The organism is [Mycobacterium] manitobense, assembly GCF_025821665.1.
GTDB classification, from domain to species: Bacteria; Actinomycetota; Actinomycetes; order Mycobacteriales; family Mycobacteriaceae; genus Mycobacterium; species Mycobacterium arseniciresistens.
In genome coordinates, this window is sequence record NZ_JACKSJ010000202.1 from 26,470 (window position 1) to 43,880 (window position 17,411).

General features: G+C 71.1%; 16 protein-coding genes. 5 read left to right on the forward strand and 11 right to left on the reverse strand.

The window, feature by feature from the left end:
• Window positions 1-15 precede the first annotated feature (15 nt).
• On the forward strand, window positions 16-1,092 hold the full coding sequence (locus H7I41_RS22960) for a nucleoside hydrolase (RefSeq protein ID WP_264014934.1): 1,077 nt from the start codon (window positions 16-18) through the stop codon (window positions 1,090-1,092).
• Window positions 1,093-1,109: 17 nt separating this feature from the next.
• On the opposite strand, the gene H7I41_RS22965 is transcribed toward H7I41_RS22960, so the two are convergent.
• Entirely contained in the window at window positions 1,110-2,645 is a 1,536-nt protein-coding gene (locus tag H7I41_RS22965) for a DNA polymerase Y family protein (protein WP_264014947.1), read from the reverse strand.
• A 36-nt stretch (window positions 2,646-2,681) separates the two neighbouring features.
• Window positions 2,682-3,380, reverse strand: a complete 699-nt coding sequence (gene imuA', locus H7I41_RS22970) for a DnaE2-dependent mutagenesis accessory factor ImuA' (protein WP_264014935.1) — start codon at window positions 3,378-3,380, stop codon at window positions 2,682-2,684.
• Window positions 3,381-3,539: 159 nt separating this feature from the next.
• Between imuA' and H7I41_RS22975 the strand changes: the two genes are divergently transcribed.
• Window positions 3,540-4,178 carry an SOUL family heme-binding protein gene (locus tag H7I41_RS22975; protein WP_264014936.1) on the forward strand — a complete coding sequence of 213 codons (639 nt, stop codon included), beginning with the start codon at window positions 3,540-3,542 and terminating at the stop codon, window positions 4,176-4,178.
• A gap of 3 nt (window positions 4,179-4,181) precedes the next feature.
• On the opposite strand, the gene guaA is transcribed toward H7I41_RS22975, so the two are convergent.
• From guaA to H7I41_RS22990, 3 genes are all read right to left on the reverse strand, one after another.
• On the reverse strand, window positions 4,182-5,753 hold the full coding sequence (guaA, locus tag H7I41_RS22980; protein WP_264014937.1) for a glutamine-hydrolyzing GMP synthase: 1,572 nt from the start codon (window positions 5,751-5,753) through the stop codon (window positions 4,182-4,184).
• Between the two features lie 78 nt (window positions 5,754-5,831).
• The gene (locus tag H7I41_RS22985) at window positions 5,832-6,074 is read right to left on the reverse strand and encodes a hypothetical protein (protein WP_264014938.1); all 243 of its coding nucleotides are present in this window, start codon (window positions 6,072-6,074) and stop codon (window positions 5,832-5,834) included.
• Between the two features lie 32 nt (window positions 6,075-6,106).
• The gene (locus H7I41_RS22990; protein WP_264014939.1) at window positions 6,107-6,466 is read right to left on the reverse strand and encodes a DUF732 domain-containing protein; all 360 of its coding nucleotides are present in this window, start codon (window positions 6,464-6,466) and stop codon (window positions 6,107-6,109) included.
• A 195-nt stretch (window positions 6,467-6,661) separates the two neighbouring features.
• On the opposite strand from H7I41_RS22990, the gene H7I41_RS22995 reads away from it, so the two are divergent.
• A complete protein-coding gene (locus H7I41_RS22995) occupies window positions 6,662-7,405 on the forward strand; it encodes a beta-phosphoglucomutase family hydrolase (protein WP_264014940.1) in 744 nt (247 codons plus the stop codon).
• The gene (locus H7I41_RS23000; RefSeq protein ID WP_264014941.1) at window positions 7,402-9,765 is read left to right on the forward strand and encodes a glycoside hydrolase family 65 protein; all 2,364 of its coding nucleotides are present in this window, start codon (window positions 7,402-7,404) and stop codon (window positions 9,763-9,765) included. Before H7I41_RS22995 ends, H7I41_RS23000 begins: the two co-directional genes overlap by 4 nt.
• Before the next feature lie 12 nt (window positions 9,766-9,777).
• Here the strand turns inward: H7I41_RS23000 and H7I41_RS23005 are convergent, their stop codons facing one another.
• The 3 genes from H7I41_RS23005 to guaB form a co-directional block, all read right to left on the reverse strand.
• Window positions 9,778-11,544 (reverse strand): GMC oxidoreductase, encoded by a 1,767-nt coding sequence (locus H7I41_RS23005; protein WP_264014942.1) that lies wholly within the window; start codon window positions 11,542-11,544, stop codon window positions 9,778-9,780.
• Window positions 11,545-11,628: 84 nt separating this feature from the next.
• A complete protein-coding gene (locus H7I41_RS23010) occupies window positions 11,629-12,765 on the reverse strand; it encodes a GuaB3 family IMP dehydrogenase-related protein (RefSeq protein ID WP_302471825.1) in 1,137 nt (378 codons plus the stop codon).
• Window positions 12,766-12,770: 5 nt separating this feature from the next.
• Window positions 12,771-14,318: an IMP dehydrogenase gene (gene guaB, locus H7I41_RS23015; protein ID WP_264014943.1), complete on the reverse strand. Its 1,548-nt coding sequence runs from the start codon at window positions 14,316-14,318 to the stop codon at window positions 12,771-12,773.
• 137 nt (window positions 14,319-14,455) lie between these two features.
• Between guaB and H7I41_RS23020 the strand changes: the two genes are divergently transcribed.
• Complete coding sequence (locus H7I41_RS23020; protein WP_085192450.1) at window positions 14,456-14,860, forward strand: DUF5319 domain-containing protein; 405 nt, start codon at window positions 14,456-14,458, stop codon at window positions 14,858-14,860.
• 9 nt (window positions 14,861-14,869) lie between these two features.
• Here the strand turns inward: H7I41_RS23020 and H7I41_RS23025 are convergent, their stop codons facing one another.
• From H7I41_RS23025 to H7I41_RS23035, 3 genes are all read right to left on the reverse strand, one after another.
• Window positions 14,870-16,072 carry an anti-sigma-D factor RsdA gene (locus H7I41_RS23025; RefSeq protein WP_264014944.1) on the reverse strand — a complete coding sequence of 401 codons (1,203 nt, stop codon included), beginning with the start codon at window positions 16,070-16,072 and terminating at the stop codon, window positions 14,870-14,872.
• A complete protein-coding gene (locus tag H7I41_RS23030) occupies window positions 16,065-16,643 on the reverse strand; it encodes a sigma-70 family RNA polymerase sigma factor (RefSeq protein WP_264014949.1) in 579 nt (192 codons plus the stop codon). The genes H7I41_RS23025 and H7I41_RS23030 overlap by 8 nt, the downstream gene beginning before the upstream one ends.
• A gap of 90 nt (window positions 16,644-16,733) precedes the next feature.
• Window positions 16,734-17,411: hypothetical protein (locus H7I41_RS23035; RefSeq protein WP_264014945.1), on the reverse strand; the 678-nt coding region annotated here is incomplete at its 5' end.

Sequence of the window (17,411 nt, forward strand, 5' to 3'; positions counted from 1 at the left end):
CGTATCCTCTCCGAAATGCCGACCCACAGTGGTGATTCCGCCACGCCACAACCGGTGTTCGTCGACGTCGACACCGGCGTCGACGACGCGATGGCGCTGGCTTACCTGTTCGCCAGCGCCGACGCGGAGGTGGTCGGAATCGCCTCCACGGCCGGAAATGTCGGTGTGGACCAGGTCTGCCAGAACAATCTCGGGCTTCTCGGGCTGTGCGGGGTGAACGGCATTCCGGTGTCGCGGGGCGCCGACGGCCCCGTCGCATCGATGCTGCGGACCGCCGAGGACACTCACGGGCCGCAGGGGCTCGGCTACGCCCGGCTGCCACCCGCCGACTGTCGACTGACCGCCCACGATGCGGCCGAGGCGTGGATCCGCGCCGCACACGCCCATCCCGGTGAGTTGATCGGCATCGTCGTCGGGCCGCTGACCAATCTCGCCCTCGCGCTGCGCGCCGAACCGGCCCTGCCCACGCTGCTGCGCCGGCTGGTGATCATGGGCGGTGCGTTCGACTACCGGGGCAACACCACCGCGGTGGCCGAGTGGAACGTCAGCGTCGACCCCGAAGCCGCGGCCGAGGTGTTCGCCGGCTGGGGTGCGGCGTGGGGCTCCGGAGACGAGCAGAGGGCGCCCGGCCATCTGCCGATCGTGCTGGGGCTCAACCTCACCGAGAACATCGCGATGACCCCGGCGCTGCTGAGCCGGCTGGCGGCCGCGGCCGATTCGCCGACCGCGCCGATGAGTGTGCTCGACGACCGCGGCACCCGGTCGGTGGCCGCCAACCCGTTGATCCGGGTGCTCGAGGACGCGATGCGGTTCTACTTCGAGTTCCACTTCGACCAGGGCGAAGGCTATCTCGCGCACCTCCACGACCCGCTGGCGGCAGCGGTCGCCCTCGACCCGGATTTTGTGCGCTACCGGCAGACCACGGTCGACGTCGAGTTGACCGGCTCGCTGACCCGCGGGATGACCGTGGCGGACTGGCACGGCCGGTGGGGACGCGACCCGAACGCGCTCGTCGGCGTCGAGGTGGATCCGGATGTGTTCTTCGACCGGTTCATCGCCCGGGTCGGCGAGTTCGCCCGTCGCCTGGGCTGATCGGTGATCAGGACTGTCTATTCATAGACCCCCTCGACGTACCACCGCCGCTGGCGGTAGCACAGCAGCAGCGCCTTCTCGGGTTCGCCGCCGATCAGCACCTGGGCCCGCGCGGTGCGCCCCTTGGCGCGGTCCTGATCCCACCACCGTTCGTCGACCGGCCACGGCCCCGCCCACCAGCTCAGGTCACCGCGGAACCCCCCGCCGTCCAGCCGGGCGGGGTCGCCGGAGAACAGTCCCCGGTGGGTCACCCGCACGGGATCGCCCTGGCCGTCCAGCAATTCGACCGGGTCGTCGAGCAGCACCGTGGGCGACGGCTCGGGCAGCCGGCCGGGCCAGGGCTGGTTCGGATCGGCAGCCGGGACGGGTTCGTCGCCGAACGGAGTGAGCGTGATCCGCTCGGCGGGTCCCCGGCCGCCGCTGAGCACCGGCACCTGCACCGCCTCCGGACCGAGCAGGCCCTGCACCCGGACCAGGGCGCGGCGGGCCCGCAACCGGTCCTCCTCACCGACGCCGCCCCAGAGCGGCAGTTGCAACGCCTCGGCCGAGATCACCTCCACCGGGCGCAGCCGCAGCACCGTGACCGCTGCGGTCGGCCGGTCGTGTTGATTCCGCCGGTTCAGCCACCCGTCGAGCTGCCAGCGCACCCGGTCGGCGGTGGCATCTTCGGTCAGCGGCTCGGCGCACCGCCACACCCGTTCCAGCTCTTCGCCGTTGGCGGTGACGGCATGGATGGCCAGCCGGGTGCAGCCGACCCCGGCCGCCTCCAGGCTGCGGTGCAGGTCGCCGGCCAGCGACCGGCCCGCGAAGGCCGCAGCGTCCACCCGGTCGATCGGCGGGTCGCAGTCCATCACGGCGTCAAGTTCCGGCGGGGGTTCGCGCCCCGACGGGCCCCGGGCCGATTCGCCGCGGGCGAACCGGTGCGCGGCCACGGCGTCGGCACCGAACCGGGACGCCACATCGCTGCGGGACAGTTCCGCGAACTTGCCGACGGTACGAATGCCCATGCGCCACAACAGGTCAGCCAGCTCGTCGCGTCCTGGGGCGGCCAGGCTCGGTTCGGTGGCCAGCTGCCGGATGGACAGCGCCGACAGGAAGCCGGCATCGCCGCCGGGTTCGACGATCCGGCCGGCACGGGCGGCGAAGACCGCGGTGGCCAGTTGGTCGGCGATACCCACCTGGCACTCGGCGCCTGCCGCGGCCACCGCGTCGACAAGTCGTTCGGCGGCGGCCTGTTCGGAGCCGAAGTAGCGGGCCGCCCCACGGACAGAGAGCACCAGCAGGCCCGGCCGCAGCACCTCCGACCGGGGCACCAGGTCGTCCACGGCGACCGTCACGTTCTCGAAATGCCGGGCGTCGCGTGCCGGATCGGCGGGCGCCACGTGGAGTTGCGGACAGCGGGCCTGCGACTCACGGCGGCGCAGTCCGCGTCGCACCCCGCTCGCCCTGGCCGACGCCGAACACGCGATCACCCGGTTGGCCAGCGTGACCGCCACCGGTGCCGTCGGGGCCAGCCCGGCTGCGGCCGTGGCGGCGACCGCGGGCCAGTCCATGCACCAGACGGCCAGCACCCGGGAGGCCACGGCGCCTCACTCCCCCACGGCGCGCAGGGCGCCGACGGACCGTCCGCACGCCCGCATGGCCAATCGCACCCGGCTGATGCGCCCACAGCCGGGCACCGGCCTGCCGGACCGGCCCGCCCCGCTCACCTCGTAGCCGCACACCCGGGCCTCCAGCCGCGCGGACGCCCCCTGCCACTCGCCGTCGGTGACCAGCAGGGTGCAGCCCTTCTGCCGCGCGCGGGCCACCACCGCCCTGGCCCGGCCCGCGGTCACCGAACGGCCGCCCAGCCCGAGCACCACCAGATCCATGCCGTCCATCAGCACCGCCGCCACCTCGACCGGGTCGGCCCCCGGATCCGGGATGACGGCCAGCCGGCTCAGGTCCGCCCCCATCTCCACGGCGGCCAGCAGGCCCACGTCGGGCTGGCCCACGATGGCCGCGTGTCCGCCCGCGGCCGTCACCGCCGCCACCATGCTCAGCGACAGCGACCGGGCGCCCGTCGCCACCGCCACCGTGCCGCGCGGCAACGAGGTGGGCAGCAGTCCCGCCAGCGATTCGGGCAGCGGTAGCAAAGATTCCGACTCGGGCAGCAGGTCGGCCGACGGGGCCGCGCCGCGACGCCCGGAACCGACCTTCCCGCCGACCGTCGCCATCTGCTTGCGCAGGTGTTCTACCTGTTCAGTATGGTTGAGGCGGCGCAGATCAAGACTCGTCGCGGCTGTCACAGCAGCACCTCCCGCACCATCCGATTCACCCGTTGTTCGAATGTATGTTCGATGCTCTGAGTAAACACCTCGCCTCTGACACCGTCAAGCGGCCGACCCCCTCGTCAACCGTTTCCGCCGGCGGGCGATCCGCCGCGCCGACAGCACCGAATCACCCCCATGACGTCCTTGAACACGCTGGTGAAGCTCCCCGTCCAGATCGCCGAATCGGCCGGATCGATCGTGGGCCTGCGGTTCGGCACCGAGGAACCCCACCACCGGGTCACCGACCGGATCGGCGATGTGGAGATCCGGGTCTACGGTCCCCGGGTCGCGGCCGAGACGCTCGTCGCGGCCGACGACGACGCCGCGCGCAGCATCGGGTTCCGCCGGCTGGCCCGCTACATCTTCGGCGGCAATCACAGCGAGACCTCGATCGCGATGACCGCGCCGGTCGCCCAGTCGGGTGCCGGCGGTGAGCAGATCTCGATGACCGCCCCGGTCGCCCAGTCGGGCACCGGGGGCGGCTCGACGATCCGGTTCTTCATGCCGTCGAAGTACAGCCTCGAGACGCTGCCCGAACCCGACAGTGCCGCGGTGCGCCTGGTGACGGTGCCCGCGGAGACCGTCGCGGTGCTGCGGTACAGCGGAGACCGCAGCCCCGCTGTCGTCGCGCGCAAGGGCGCGGAACTGCTCGAGGCACTCTCGGGGAGCGGCTACCGGGCCGAGGGCGAGCCCGTGGCCTGGTTCTACGACCCCCCGTTCACGCTGCCCTTCCGCCGCCGCAACGAGGCCGTCGTGCCGGTGACGCCGCGCTGAGCGCTACTCCCACTCGATGGTGCCCGGCGGCTTGCTCGTGACGTCGAGCACGACGCGGTTGACGGCGGGCACCTCGTTGGTGATGCGCGTGGAGATGCGCTCGAGCACCTCGTAGGGCACCCGGGTCCAGTCGGCGGTCATCGCGTCCTCGCTGGAGACCGGGCGCAGCACGATGGGGTGGCCGTAGGTGCGGCCGTCGCCCTGCACGCCCACCGACCGGACGTCGGCGAGCAGCACCACCGGGCACTGCCAGATCTGGTTGTCCAGACCGGCGGCGGTGAGCTCCTCCCTGGCGATCGCGTCGGCACTGCGCAACGTGTCGAGCCGGGCGGCGGTCACCTCGCCGACGATGCGGATGCCAAGCCCCGGTCCGGGGAACGGCTGGCGGGCGACGATGTCCTCGGGCAGCCCGAGCTCTCGCCCGACCGCGCGCACCTCGTCCTTGAACAGCAGCCGTAGCGGCTCGACCAGCCGGAACTTCAGGTCGTCGGGCAGGCCGCCGACGTTGTGGTGACTCTTGATGTTCGCGGTGCCCGATCCGCCGCCGGACTCGACGACGTCGGGATACAGCGTGCCCTGCACCAGGAAGTCGACGTCCCCGGCCTTATCCTCCACCAACCCACGCACCGCGCCCTCGAATGCGCGGATGAACTCGCGACCGATGATCTTGCGCTTGCCCTCGGGATTGGTCACCCCGGACAGCGCCTGCAGGAACCGGTCGGCCACATCGACGGTGACCAGGTTGGCACCGGTGGCGGCGACGAAGTCGCGCTGGACCTGGGCCCGCTCACCGGACCGCAGCAGCCCGTGGTCGACGAACACACAGGTGAGCCGGTCGCCGATGGCGCGCTGCACGAGTGCGGCCGCCACGGCGGAGTCCACCCCGCCGGACAGGCCGCAGATCGCCCGGCCGTCGCCGATCTGCGCGCGCACCTGCTCGACCAACGCGTCGGCGATGTTGGCAGGCGTCCACTTGGCGCCGATCCCGGCGAAGTCGTGCAGGAAGCGGCTGAGCACCTGCTGGCCGTGCGGCGAGTGCAACACCTCGGGGTGGTACTGAACACCGGCCAGCCGGCGGGCGCGGTTCTCGAATGCGGCGACCGGGGCGCCGGTGCTGGTGGCGACGACGTCGAAACCCTCGGGCGCGGCAGTGACGGCGTCGCCGTGACTCATCCACACCGGCTGGATGGCGGGCAGATCCGAATGAAGTTCGCCGCCAGCGACTTTCAGTTCGGTGCGGCCGTACTCGCTGGTCCCGGTGCGCGCAACGGTGCCGCCGAGCGCCTGCGCCATGGCCTGGAACCCGTAGCAGATCCCGAACACCGGGACGTCCAGGTCGAACAGCGCCGGATCCAGTTGCGGCGCCCCCTCGGCGTACACGCTGGCCGGACCGCCGGACAGCACGATCGCCTGCGGATCGCGCGCCTTGATGTCCTCGACGCTGGCGGTGTGGGGCACGACCTCGGAGTACACCCGTGCCTCACGCACGCGACGGGCGATGAGCTGGGCGTACTGCGCGCCGAAGTCGACCACCAGAACGGGCCGCGGGCCCGAGGGATCGGCGGGAGAATTCACCGGCCCAGTCTAGTGGGGGGTGGGGAATCAGCTGCCCGGGTCGTCACGGGCGGTGGCGACCCGACCGGTGACACCGATTCAGCGGCGCCACAACACGGCGACGCCGTCCTTGCCGGCGCCCATGGAGCTGATGAACGCGTCGTTGTCGAAGCCGGGCAGCGCCTGCATCCGGGCCAGCACGCCGCCGACCTCGTCGAGGCCGAGCACCGTGTCCGGGCCGTCGCTGTGATGGCACACCAGGAACACGTCTTCGGCGTCCGGCCCGTCGGTAGTCGTCACCAGCGACACATCGGTCAGCGCATCCCAGCGCACCTCGTCCACGCCCGAAGTATGCCGGTCAGCCGACGGCCGGGCTAGGCGAACGCCACACCGGATGCCGACCCCGAACCCGAACCCGGCAGCGCGTGCCACGGGCAGTACGCCAGGTAGGCGCTGACCGTCAGCACCACCGCCCGGTCCCGGTCGAGTTGCGGTTGGTCGACCATGACGTTGTCGACGACGTCGACGTGCGACACCCCCCGGTCGAGCGCCGCGCAGATGCCGTGGGCGTACTCGAGCATCGCCCTGAAGTCGGTGAAGATGACGCCGTCCCGGCTCAGTTGTTCGAGGAACTCCCCGTCACTGGGTGTCGCGCTCGCCGGGGCCGACAGCAGCAGCGCGGGCAGCACAGCCGCAACGGGCACCGCCATGCCCATCCGCCTCAGCAGCCTCATCGACATGCCCTTCTCGCCCGACGCTCCTTGACGAAGCTACCCCGAGGCCGGCAGGGCAAACGTAGAAACCGGACACACGCAGGGCTTTCATCCCACCGACAGCGTCACCGCCCACGTCCGACGTATGCCGCTCGACGAAAGTGGGCATTGAAGAGGTACTGCGCGTTCGACGACCCGACGGAAGCGAGGTGGCCAGTGCTTGGTCTGCCCGACGAAGTACGCACCTGCCTGTTCGACCTCGACGGTGTCCTCACCGACACGGCGAGCGTGCACAAGAAGGCCTGGCAGACGATGTTCGACGACTTCCTGCGGCAGCGGGCCGACAAGGCGGGTGAGCAGTTCGTGCCGTTCGACGTCGACGACGACTACCTGGAGTACGTCGACGGCAAGCGCCGCGACGACGGCGTCCGCTCGTTCCTGTCCAGCCGCGGCATCGAGCTGCCCGACGGCGACGCCGACGACCCGCCGGACGCCGAGACCGTCGCGGGGCTGGGCAACCGCAAGAACGACCTGTTCCAGCACACCCTGCGCACCGACGGCATCGAGGTGTTCGACGGCTCCCGCCGCTATCTCGAGGCGGTCGCCGCCGCCGGCCTCGGTGTCGGGGTGGTGTCGTCGAGCGCCAACACCCGCGACGTGCTGGAGGTGACCGGCCTGGCGCGGTTCGTCGAGCACCGCGTCGACGGGGTCACGTTGCGCGAGGAGAACATTCCGGGCAAGCCGGCACCCGACTCCTTCCTGCGCGCGGCGCAGTTGTTCGGCGTGGCGCCACCCGCGGCGGCCGTGTTCGAGGACGCGCTGTCCGGGGTCGCCGCGGGCCGGGCCGGCTATTTCGGCTACGTGGTGGGCGTCGACCGGGTGGGGCAGGCCGAGGAGTTGCGCCGCAACGGCGCCGACATCGTCGTCACCGACCTCGCCGAACTGCTGGACGAGTCGTGATCTCCCACGACGCCTTCCCCGTCGAGCCGTGGCAGGTCCGGGAGACCGAACTGGACTTCGACCTGCTCGACGAGTCGGAGTCGTTGTTCGCATTGTCCAACGGCCACATTGGATTACGCGGCAACCTCGACGAGGGCGAACCGCACGGAATGCCCGGCACCTACCTCAACTCGTTCTACGAGATCCGGCCACTGCCCTACGCCGAAGCCGGCTACGGCTATCCGGAGGCCGGGCAGACCGTCGTCGACGTCACCAACGGCAAGATCATGCGGCTGCTGGTCGACGACGAGCCGTTCGACGTCCGCTACGGCGAGCTGATCGACCACGAGCGCGTCCTCGACCTGCGCGCAGGCACGCTGACGCGGTGCGCCCACTGGCGCTCGCCGGCAGGCAGGCAGGTCAAGGTGCGGTCCACGCGGCTGGTGTCGCTGGTGCAGCGCGGTGTCGCGGCCATCGAGTACGTTGTCGAGGCCATGGACGAATTCGTCCGCGTCACAGTGCAATCCGAGCTGGTGGCCAACGAGGACCAGCCGGAGACATCGGACGATCCGCGGGTGGCGGCGGCGCTGAAGACGCCGCTCGAGGCAATCACACACGAGAACACCGACACGTCGGCGGTGCTGGTGCACCGCACCCGCGGCAGCGCGCTGATGATGGCGGCGGCCATGGACCACGAGGTCGAGGTGCCCGGCCGGGTCGAGGTGCACACCGATTCCCGCGACGACCTGGCGCGCACCACAGTGATCTGCGGGCTGCGACCCGGCCAGCAGCTGCGGATCGTCAAATACCTGGCTTACGGCTGGTCCAGCCTGCGCTCCCGTCCCGCGCTGCGCGACCAGGTCGCCGCGGCGCTGACCGGCGCACGCTACGTCGGGTGGCAGGGGCTGCTCGACGCCCAGCGCGAATACCTCGACGAGTACTGGGACTGCGCGGACGTCGAGGTGGACGGCGACCCGGACATCCAGCAGGCGGTGCGGTTCGGGCTGTTCCACGTGCTGCAGGCCAGTGCCCGCGCCGAACGACGCGCCATCCCCGGAAAGGGCTTGACCGGCACCGGATATGACGGCCACGCCTTCTGGGACACCGAGGGCTTCGTGCTGCCGGTGCTGACGTACACGAAACCGAACGCAGCGGCCGACGCGCTGCGCTGGCGGGCGTCGACCCTCGACCTGGCCAGGGAGCGCGCCGCCCAACTCGACCTCGAGGGCGCCGCGTTCCCGTGGCGCACCATCCGCGGCGAGGAGTGTTCGGCCTACTGGCCGGCGGGCACCGCGGCGTGGCATGTCAACGCCGACATCGCGATGGCGTTCGACCGGTACCGCACGGTCACCGGTGACGACTCCCTCGAGGAGGAGTGCGGACTGGCCGTACTGGTCGACACCGCCCGGCTGTGGATATCGATTGGCCACCACGACCGGCACGGCGTGTGGCATCTTGACGGCGTCACCGGCCCGGACGAGTACACGGCCGTGGTGCGCGACAACGTGTTCACCAATCTGATGGCCGCACACAATCTCCGGGTGGCCGCCGACGCGTGCACCCGGCGACCCGAGGCGGCCCGCGAGATGGGGGTGACCACCGAGGAGACCGCGGCCTGGCGCGAAGCGGCCGCTTCGGCGCACATCCCGTATGACGAGGAACTCGGCGTGCACCAGCAGTGCGAGGGCTTCACCACGCTGGCCGAGTGGGAGTTCACCGACAACACCTCCTACCCGCTGCTGCTCAACGAGCCCTACGTGAGGCTCTATCCGGCGCAGGTGATCAAGCAGGCCGACCTGGTGCTGGCAATGCAGTGGCAGAGCCACGCGTTCACCGACGAGCAGAAGGCCCGCAACGTCGACTACTACGAGCGGCGCACCACTCGCGACTCCTCGCTGTCGGCGTGCACCCAGGCGGTGATGTGCGCGGAGGTGGGGCACCTGGAACTGGCGCACGACTACACCTTCGAGGCGGCGCTGATCGACCTGCGCGACCTGCACCACAACACCCGCGACGGGCTGCACATGGCGTCGCTGGCCGGGGCGTGGACCGCGCTGGTCGCCGGGTTCGGCGGGTTGCGCGACGACGAGGGTGTGCTGTCGCTGGACCCGCACCTGCCCGACGCCTTCTCCCGGTTACGATTTCGCCTGTGCTGGAGAGGTTTCCGGCTGACGGTGAACGCCGAGCACGACGAGGTGACCTACACGCTGCGCGACGGGCCCGACGGCGAGTTGACGATCCGGCATGCCGGTGAGGAACTCCAGGTCTTCACCGCGGAGCCGACCACCGTCGCGGTGCGGCGGCGCAAGCCGCTGTTGCCGGCGCCTCCGCAGCCGCCGGGCCGAGAACCGCTGCGGCGCCGGCTCACCGGCGAGGTGTGACCGCGCTGCGGGTCAGGCGCCGCGTGCCTCCGCGGTGGTGGGGTCACGCCGGTTGACGTCCTCGGCGCTGGCGTTCCAGTCCAGCGCGGCGGGCGCTCCGGCAGGCACCACCGGATGCTCGGGCTCGATGGGGTCGAGCCGGCGGTAGCCCTCACCCTGCGCGGGCCGCAGATCCTCGGCGCCCTTGTTCGGCCACAGCGACGCCGCGCGCTCCGCCTGGGCGGTGATGCTCAGCGACGGGTTCACGCCGAGGTTGGCGGAGATGGCCGCACCGTCGACCACGTACAGCGTCGGGTAGTTGTACACGCGGTGGTACGGGTCGATGACCCCGTGCTCGGGGCTGTCACCGATCACCGCGCCGCCGAGGAAGTGCGCCGTCAGCGGGATGTTGAACAACTCACCCCAGGTGCCGCCGGCCACGCCGTCGATCTTCTTGGCGATGCGCCGGGTCACCTCGTTGCCCACCGGGATCCAGCTGGGGTTCGGCTCGCCGTGGCCCTGCTTGCTGTCGAGCATGCGGAAGCCGAGCTTGGTCTTCCTGGTGAAGGTGGTGATCGAGTTGTCGAGGTTCTGCATGACCAGCGCGATCATGGTGCGCTCGCTCCAGCGCCGCGGGTTGAGCAGCCGCAGCGTGCCCTTCGGGTCGGCGCCGGCATTCTGGAACAGCTGCTTCCAGCGCGGCACGTCGGTGCCCTGCGGGCCGGCGCCGTCGGTCATCAGGGTCTGCAGCAGGCCCATCGCGTTGGACCCCTTGCCGTAGCGGCAGGGTTCGACGTGGGTGTCGTCCGTCGGGTGGATGGACGACGTGATGGCCACACCGTGGGTGAGGTCGAGATCGTCGCGGACCTCGAGCCGGCCCGCACCGACGATCGACTCGGAGTTGGTGCGGGTGAGCAGGCCGAGCCGGTTCGACAGCTTCGGCAGCTTGCCGGTGTCGCGCATCTTGAACAGCAGCTTCTGGGTGCCATAGGTGCCCGCGGCGACGATGACGTGGGTGGCGGTGAACGTGCGGCGCTTCCGGCGCAGCAGCCGGCCGGTGTGCGCGGTCTTGACCTCCCAAAGCCCGTCGGGCCGCTGCTGGAGGCTGGTCACGGTGGTCATCGGATGGATCTGCGTCCCCGCCGACTCCGCCAGGCCCAGGTAGTTCTTCAGCAGGGTGTTCTTGGCGCCGAAGCGGCAGCCGGTCATGCACTGGCCGCACTCGATGCACCCGGTCCGCGCCGGGCCGGCGCCACCGAAGTAAGGATCGGGGACGGTCTTGCCGGGCGTCTTCTCGCCGTCGGGGCCGAAGAACACCCCGACCGGGGTGGGCACGAAGGTGTCCCCGACGCCCATGTCCTCGGCGACCTCTTTCATGATGCGGTCGGCGTCGGTGAACGTGGGGTTGGTGACGACGCCGAGCATGCGCTGCGCCTGCTCGTAGTGCGGCAGCAACTCGTCGCGCCAGTCGGTGATGTGCTTCCACTGCGGGTCCTTGAAGAACGGCTCGCGCGGCACGTACAGCGTGTTCGCGTAGTTGAGCGAGCCGCCGCCGACGCCCGCACCGGCCAGGATCAGCACGTTGCGCAGTAGATGGATGCGCTGGATGCCGAAGCACCCGAACTTCGGCGCCCACAGGAACTTGCGCAGATTCCAGGAGGTCTTGGCGAACTCCTTGTCGGCGAAGCGGCGGCCGGCCTCCAGGACGCCGACACGGTAGCCCTTCTCGGTGAGTCGCAGCGCGCTCACGCTGCCGCCGAATCCCGAGCCGATGATCAGGACGTCATAGTCAGGCTGCATCACACCAGTATGAGTTACCGCTGGGTAACTTTTCTAGACAGGTGGACCTAAGTTGTAAAGGCGTCACAACTGCGCCGGCGCGGGTCAGGAGCCGACGGCCAGACCGACCTTCTGGAATTCCTTGAGGTCGCAGTATCCGGCCTTGGCCATCGCCCGGCGCAGCCCGCCCACCAGGTTCAACGAACCGAACGGATCGTCGGACGGGCCGTCGAGCACCTGCCGCAGCGACGGCCGCTCCCCCACCGCGACCTGCAGCAGCGCGCCGCGGGGCAGCGACGGGTGGGCGGCCGCGGCCGGCCAGAACCAGCCGCCGCCCAGCGCCTCGGCCGCCGTGGCCAGCGGGGTGCCCAGCACCACCGCGTCGGCACCGCAAGCGATGGCCTTGGCCAGGTCGCCGGAGGTGTGGATGTCGCCGTCGGCCAGCACGTGCACGTAGCGGCCGCCGGTCTCGTCGAGGTACTCGCGGCGGGCGGCGGCCGCGTCGGCGATCGCGGTGGCCATCGGCACGCTGATGCCGAGCACCTCGTCGCTGGTGGTGACGCCGCTGGTGGAGCCGTACCCCACGATGACGCCGGCAGCGCCGGTGCGCATCAGGTGCAGCGCCGTGCGGTGGTCGAGCACCCCGCCCGCCACGACCGGGACGTCGAGTTCGGAGATGAAGGTCTTGAGGTTCAGCGGCTCGCCGTCGGACGCCACGCGTTCGGCCGACACGATGGTGCCCTGGATCACCAGCAGGTCCAGCCCGGCCGCGATCAGCGACGGTGCCAGCGCCCTGGCGTTCTGCGGGCTGACCCTTACGGCCGTCGTCAGGCCCGCTTCGCGGATCCGCGCCACCGCGGCGCCCAGCAACTCGGGGTCCAGTGGCGCGGCGTGCAGCTGCTGCAGCAGCCGGATGGCGGCCGACGGCTCGGGCTCCTTCTCGGCGGCCTCGAGCACCTGGGCGATCTTCTCCTCGACGTCGGCGTGCCTGCCGATCAGCCCCTCGCCGTTGAGTACGCCCAGGCCGCCGAGCCGGCCCAGCTCGATGGCGAAGTCGGTGGACGCGAGCGCATCGGTGGGGTGCGACAGCACCGGCATGTCGAACCGGTAGGCGTCCAGCTGCCATGCGGTCGACACGTCCTTGGACGACCGGGTGCGCCTGGACGGCACGATGTTGATGTCGCCGAGCTCATAGGTACGGCGGGCGGTGCGGCCCATGCCGATCTCGACCATGTCGCGCATGCGCGTCAGACCCCGCGGGCGTAGTAGTTCGGCGCCTCGACCGTCATCTGGATGTCGTGCGGATGGCTCTCCTTGAGCCCCGCGGCGGTGATCTGGACGAACTGCGCCTGCTGCAGGTGCTCGATGGTGGCCGACCCGGTGTACCCCATGGCCGCCCGCAGGCCGCCGGTGAGCTGATGGATCACCGTCGACAGCGGTCCGCGGAACGGCACGCGACCCTCGATGCCCTCGGGCACCAGCTTGTCCTCGCTCAGGGCGTCGTCCTGGAAATAGCGGTCCTTGGAGTAGCTCTTGCGGGTGCCGCGGGTCTGCATCGCGCCGAGCGACCCCATGCCGCGGTAGCTCTTGTACTGCTTGCCGTTGACGAAGATCAAGTCGCCGGGCGCCTCGGCGGTACCGGCCAGCAGCGAACCGAGCATCGCCGTCGACGCGCCCGCGGCCAGCGCCTTGGCGATGTCGCCGGAGTACTGCAGCCCGCCGTCGGCGATCACCGGCACGCCGGACGGCGCGCAGGCGGCGACGGCCTCGAGGATCGCGGTGATCTGCGGCGCGCCGACACCGGCGACCACCCGGGTGGTGCAGATAGAGCCCGGCCCGACGCCCACCTTCACCGCGTCGGCCCCGGCCTGCACCAGCGCCGCTGCCGCCGCCCGGGTGGCGACATTGCCGCCGATCACGTCGACGCGGTCGCCGACGGCCATCTTCACCCGGTTCACCATGTCCAGCACGCCGCGGTTGTGCGCGTGTGCGGTGTCGACGATCAGGACGTCGACGCCCGCGTCGGCCAGCGTCATCGCCCTGGTCCAGGCGTCGTCCCCGACCCCTACCGCCGCCCCGACCAGCAGCCGGCCGTCGGAGTCCTTGGTGGCAAGCGGGAACTGCTCGGTCTTGACGAAGTCCTTCACGGTGATCAGGCCGGTGAGCTTGCCGTGGTTGTCGACGATCGGCAGCTTCTCGATCTTGTGCCGGCGCAGCAGCCCGAGGGCGGCCTCGGCCGACACCCCCTCCTGCGCGGTGATCAGCGGCGCCTTGGTCATCACCTCCGACACCGGCTTGCTCTGGTCGACCTCGAAGCGCATGTCGCGGTTGGTGATGATGCCGACGAGCTGCCCGTTGTCGTCCACCACCGGCAGCCCCGAGATGCGGAACCGCGCGCACATGGCGTCGACCTCGGCCAGCGTGTTGCCCGGCGAGCATGTCACCGGGTCGGTCACCATGCCCGCCTCGGAGCGTTTCACCGTCTCGACCTGGCCGGCCTGTTCGGCTGCGGGCAGGTTGCGGTGCAGCACGCCCATCCCGCCGGCGCGTGCCATCGCGATGGCCATCCTGGACTCGGTCACGGTGTCCATCGCCGAGCTGACGAGCGGCACCCGCAGCCGGATGCGCTTGGTCAGTCTGCTCGAGGTGTCGGCCATCGCCGGCACCACGTCGGAGGCGGCGGGCAGCAGCAGGACGTCGTCGAACGTGAGCCCGAGCATCGCGACCTTGGTCGGATCGTCACCGCCGGTGGGGACCGGTACGGCGAGGGGAACGCTGCTTTCAGCGATCGACATGGGCGGAGCCTCCATCGGGGCGAAGCGTGATACTCAATCCTATCGGCTCAGCAGTCGCAACTCGCGATTCCATCCCCGGGTCGCCGCGCCGGGGCAACCGCTGGCGCGATCCCAGTGGGGCTGCGTACTCTGGACGCGTGCGAGACCACTTGCCGCCGGGTTTGCCGCCTGACCCGTTCGCCGACGATCCGTGCGATCCGTCGGCTGCGCTCGATGCGCTCGAACCGGGTCAGCCGCTGGACCCGCAGGAACGCACCGCGGTGGAAGCCGATCTCGCCGATCTGGCGGTCTATGAAGCACTCCTGGCCCACAAGGGCATCCGCGGCCTCGTGGTGTGCTGCGACGAATGCCAGCAGGACCACTATCACGACTGGGACATGTTGCGCGCCAACCTGTTACAGCTGCTGGTCGACGGAACGGTGCGGCCGCACGAGCCGGCCTACGACCCGGAACCCGATGCCTACGTGACGTGGGATTACTGCCGCGGCTACGCCGACGCCTCGCTCAACGAGGCCACGTCGGAGTCCGACGGATACCGCTGACCCGACCGGTCACTCTCCCGCGCCCTCTGGCGTGGCCACCTCGGGCAGCACCAACTCGGGCATCTGGACCACCGGCGGAATCCTCGCGGGCCCCTGATCCTGCGCCCCACCACCACTGAGTCGCGGCTGCGGCAACTCGACCGGCTCCTGCACCGGCGGCTGCTCGGCCTGCGGCGCCTCGCCGGGCGGCAACTGCACAGGCGGCGGCGCCGGGATCGGCGGCGCCGGGACGAAGGTGGTCGTGGGCACCTGCGGCGGCGCCGGGATCGGCCGGGGCGTGGGGATCGGCCGCGGCGTCGGGGTCGGCTGAGGCGACGGCTGCGGGGTGGGCAGCGGCGTGGGGCTCGGTTGCGGCGACGGCGTCGGCAGCGGCAACTGGGGCGACGGCGTCGGGCTCGGCAGCGGTGTCGACGGCGACGGCGTCGGTGACGGGGTGCCGTCCGACGGTGACGGGGTGGTCGGCGACGTGGTGGTCGGTGACGTCGAACCCGGGGTCTCCCCGGCGCTCGTGGTCGGCGGCGAGGTCGCGGCGTCCGGATCGAGGATCACCGGAAGCGGCAGGTCGGTCGGGACCTCGGGCAGCACGACCGGCGGCGCGTCGGGGGGCACGGTCGCGTTGACGTCCCGGGTGTCCACCTTCACCGACAGCTGCTGCCACTGCTCGACGAGCTCGTCCTGGCGGGTGGAGTCGTCCACCGCGGCGACGGTCGTGGTCATCGTCTGCAACTTGGTCTGGGCAGCCGTCCAGTCGCCCTGGTCGATGAGCTGCTGCACCTCGGCGAGCTGCGACTGCGCCGCCAGCACCACCTGGTCGTCACGGGTCTGCTGCTGTTCGCCGAACAGGGCGGTGCGCAGTCCGTAGAGCGGGTCCTCGGGCCCGGCTCCTGCGATCACGGCGCCGAATCCACCGACGGCGAGGACGGCGGCGGCCACCGAGCCCAGCACGGCCATCGAGGCGCGCCTGCGTTGCCGCGACGACGCCGACCGGTCCAGCGCCATGACCGCGTCCCGGGTGGTCACCACCGAGGTCACCGGCGCCTGCCGGACCTCGTCGCGCCAGCCGGCCAACACGTAAGCCAGTTCGGCTTCGCCCGCATCGGTGGAGTAGACGGGCTGCTCGCCGGCGAGCGCGTCGAGGAAGCGGTCGGTGCGGTTCACCTCGTTGAGCGAGGCGTCACCACCGTTGTTGGTCCACCGTCCGAAGTCAGGCATGGTCGTGCCCCGTCGCCATGATCTCCTGCTTGAGCCGGGCCAGGGCGCGGTGCTGCGCAACCCGCACGGCGCCCGCGGTGCTGCCGACCGTTTCGGCGGTCTCCTCGGCGCTCATCCCCACGACGACGCGCAGGATCAGGATCTCGCGCTGCTTCTCCGGCAGCGTGGCCAGCAGGCGGTTCATCCGAGCGGACGCCTCGGCGTCCATCGCCATCTGCTCCGGTCCGGCGTCGGTCGAGAACCGCTCGGGCACGACGTCGGTGGGTTCGGAGCGGTTGCGGGCGGCGGCACGATGCGCGTCAGCAACCTTGTGAGCAGCGATACCGTACACAAAGGCCAGGAACGGGCGTCCCTGATCCTTGTAGCGCGGCAGCGCCGTGATGGCGGCCAAGCACACCTCCTGAGCGATGTCATCTGCTGAGAGACCACTTCGTTCGCCCGCCCCGATCCTTGCCCGGCAGTACCGGACGATGATGGGCCGGATGGTCTCCAGCACCTCCCGTAGCGCGTCCCGATCGCCGGCCACTGCCTCAGCAACGACAGCATCGAGACGTTCTCTCGAATTTGTCATCGTGGGCGGCTTCTCCAGCGTTACGAACGCCGACACTCTCGGTGGTGTGGCTGAGGTAAACAATAACGACCGTGCCGAAGCGGCCCGGGGTCAGCGATCAGACCACACGCCGCCCCTGTGCTGCACGATATCGGCGCTACGGTCCCGAACGGCGGCGACGCGCTCCGCGGTGAGGGTCGCACTTCCGATATCGGCGAGCAGACAGGCCAGCGCCCACTGCAGCGGAACCAGCCCCGCGGCGTCGGCGGCGGCCAGCGCGGCGTCGGCCACCGGGCGGGCGGCGTCCGCGGCGCCGGCACTGCACAGCGCGGCCGCCAGGATCACCTCCGACTTCACCGAGTGCCGGGTGGAGCCGAACGGCGCCGCTGCCGCGGCCGCTGCTCTCGCATGACCGACGGCGGTGTCGCCGTCGCCGCGCGCCATGGCCAGCTCGGCCGACACCCAGTCGAGCCGGATCCGCGGTCGCTCCGACGCGACGGCGCCGGCCTCGGCGCGCACCTGATCCAGCAGCCGCTCCGACAGGGCGAACCGGCCGGTGCCCAGCGCGTCGGCCGCCAGTCCGGTCAGGGCGTCGGCGCGGGCCTCGGGATGATCGCCCGCCAGGGCGAGCGCGGTGCCGTCCCAGTGCCGGGCGTGGCGGTGCCCGCCGAGCTGACGGAGAAACGATGCCCTGGTGCTGTGCGCGAGGGAGACCACCGGCCCGCCCGGCAACCGGCACACGACCGCGAGGTCGGCCAGCGCCGCACCGTAGCGGCCCTGCCCGCCCGC

What these genes read in the sequence shown, in the direction of transcription:
- H7I41_RS23005 (WP_264014942.1), bottom strand. Translation starts at nt 11,544, where the DNA reads ATGCAGCCTGACTATGACGTCCTGATCATCGGCTCGGGATTCGGCGGC.
- H7I41_RS23030 (WP_264014949.1), bottom strand. Translation starts at nt 16,643, where the DNA reads ATGACAAATTCGAGAGAACGTCTCGATGCTGTCGTTGCTGAGGCAGTG.
- H7I41_RS22990 (WP_264014939.1), bottom strand. Translation starts at nt 6,466, where the DNA reads ATGAGGCTGCTGAGGCGGATGGGCATGGCGGTGCCCGTTGCGGCTGTG.
- H7I41_RS23025 (WP_264014944.1), bottom strand. Translation starts at nt 16,072, where the DNA reads ATGCCTGACTTCGGACGGTGGACCAACAACGGTGGTGACGCCTCGCTC.
- guaB (WP_264014943.1), bottom strand. Translation starts at nt 14,318, where the DNA reads ATGTCGATCGCTGAAAGCAGCGTTCCCCTCGCCGTACCGGTCCCCACC.
- H7I41_RS23010 (WP_302471825.1), bottom strand. Translation starts at nt 12,765, where the DNA reads ATGCGCGACATGGTCGAGATCGGCATGGGCCGCACCGCCCGCCGTACC.
- H7I41_RS22965 (WP_264014947.1), bottom strand. Translation starts at nt 2,645, where the DNA reads ATGGACTGGCCCGCGGTCGCCGCCACGGCCGCAGCCGGGCTGGCCCCG.
- H7I41_RS22975 (WP_264014936.1), top strand. Translation starts at nt 3,540, where the DNA reads ATGACGTCCTTGAACACGCTGGTGAAGCTCCCCGTCCAGATCGCCGAA.
- H7I41_RS22960 (WP_264014934.1), top strand. Translation starts at nt 16, where the DNA reads ATGCCGACCCACAGTGGTGATTCCGCCACGCCACAACCGGTGTTCGTC.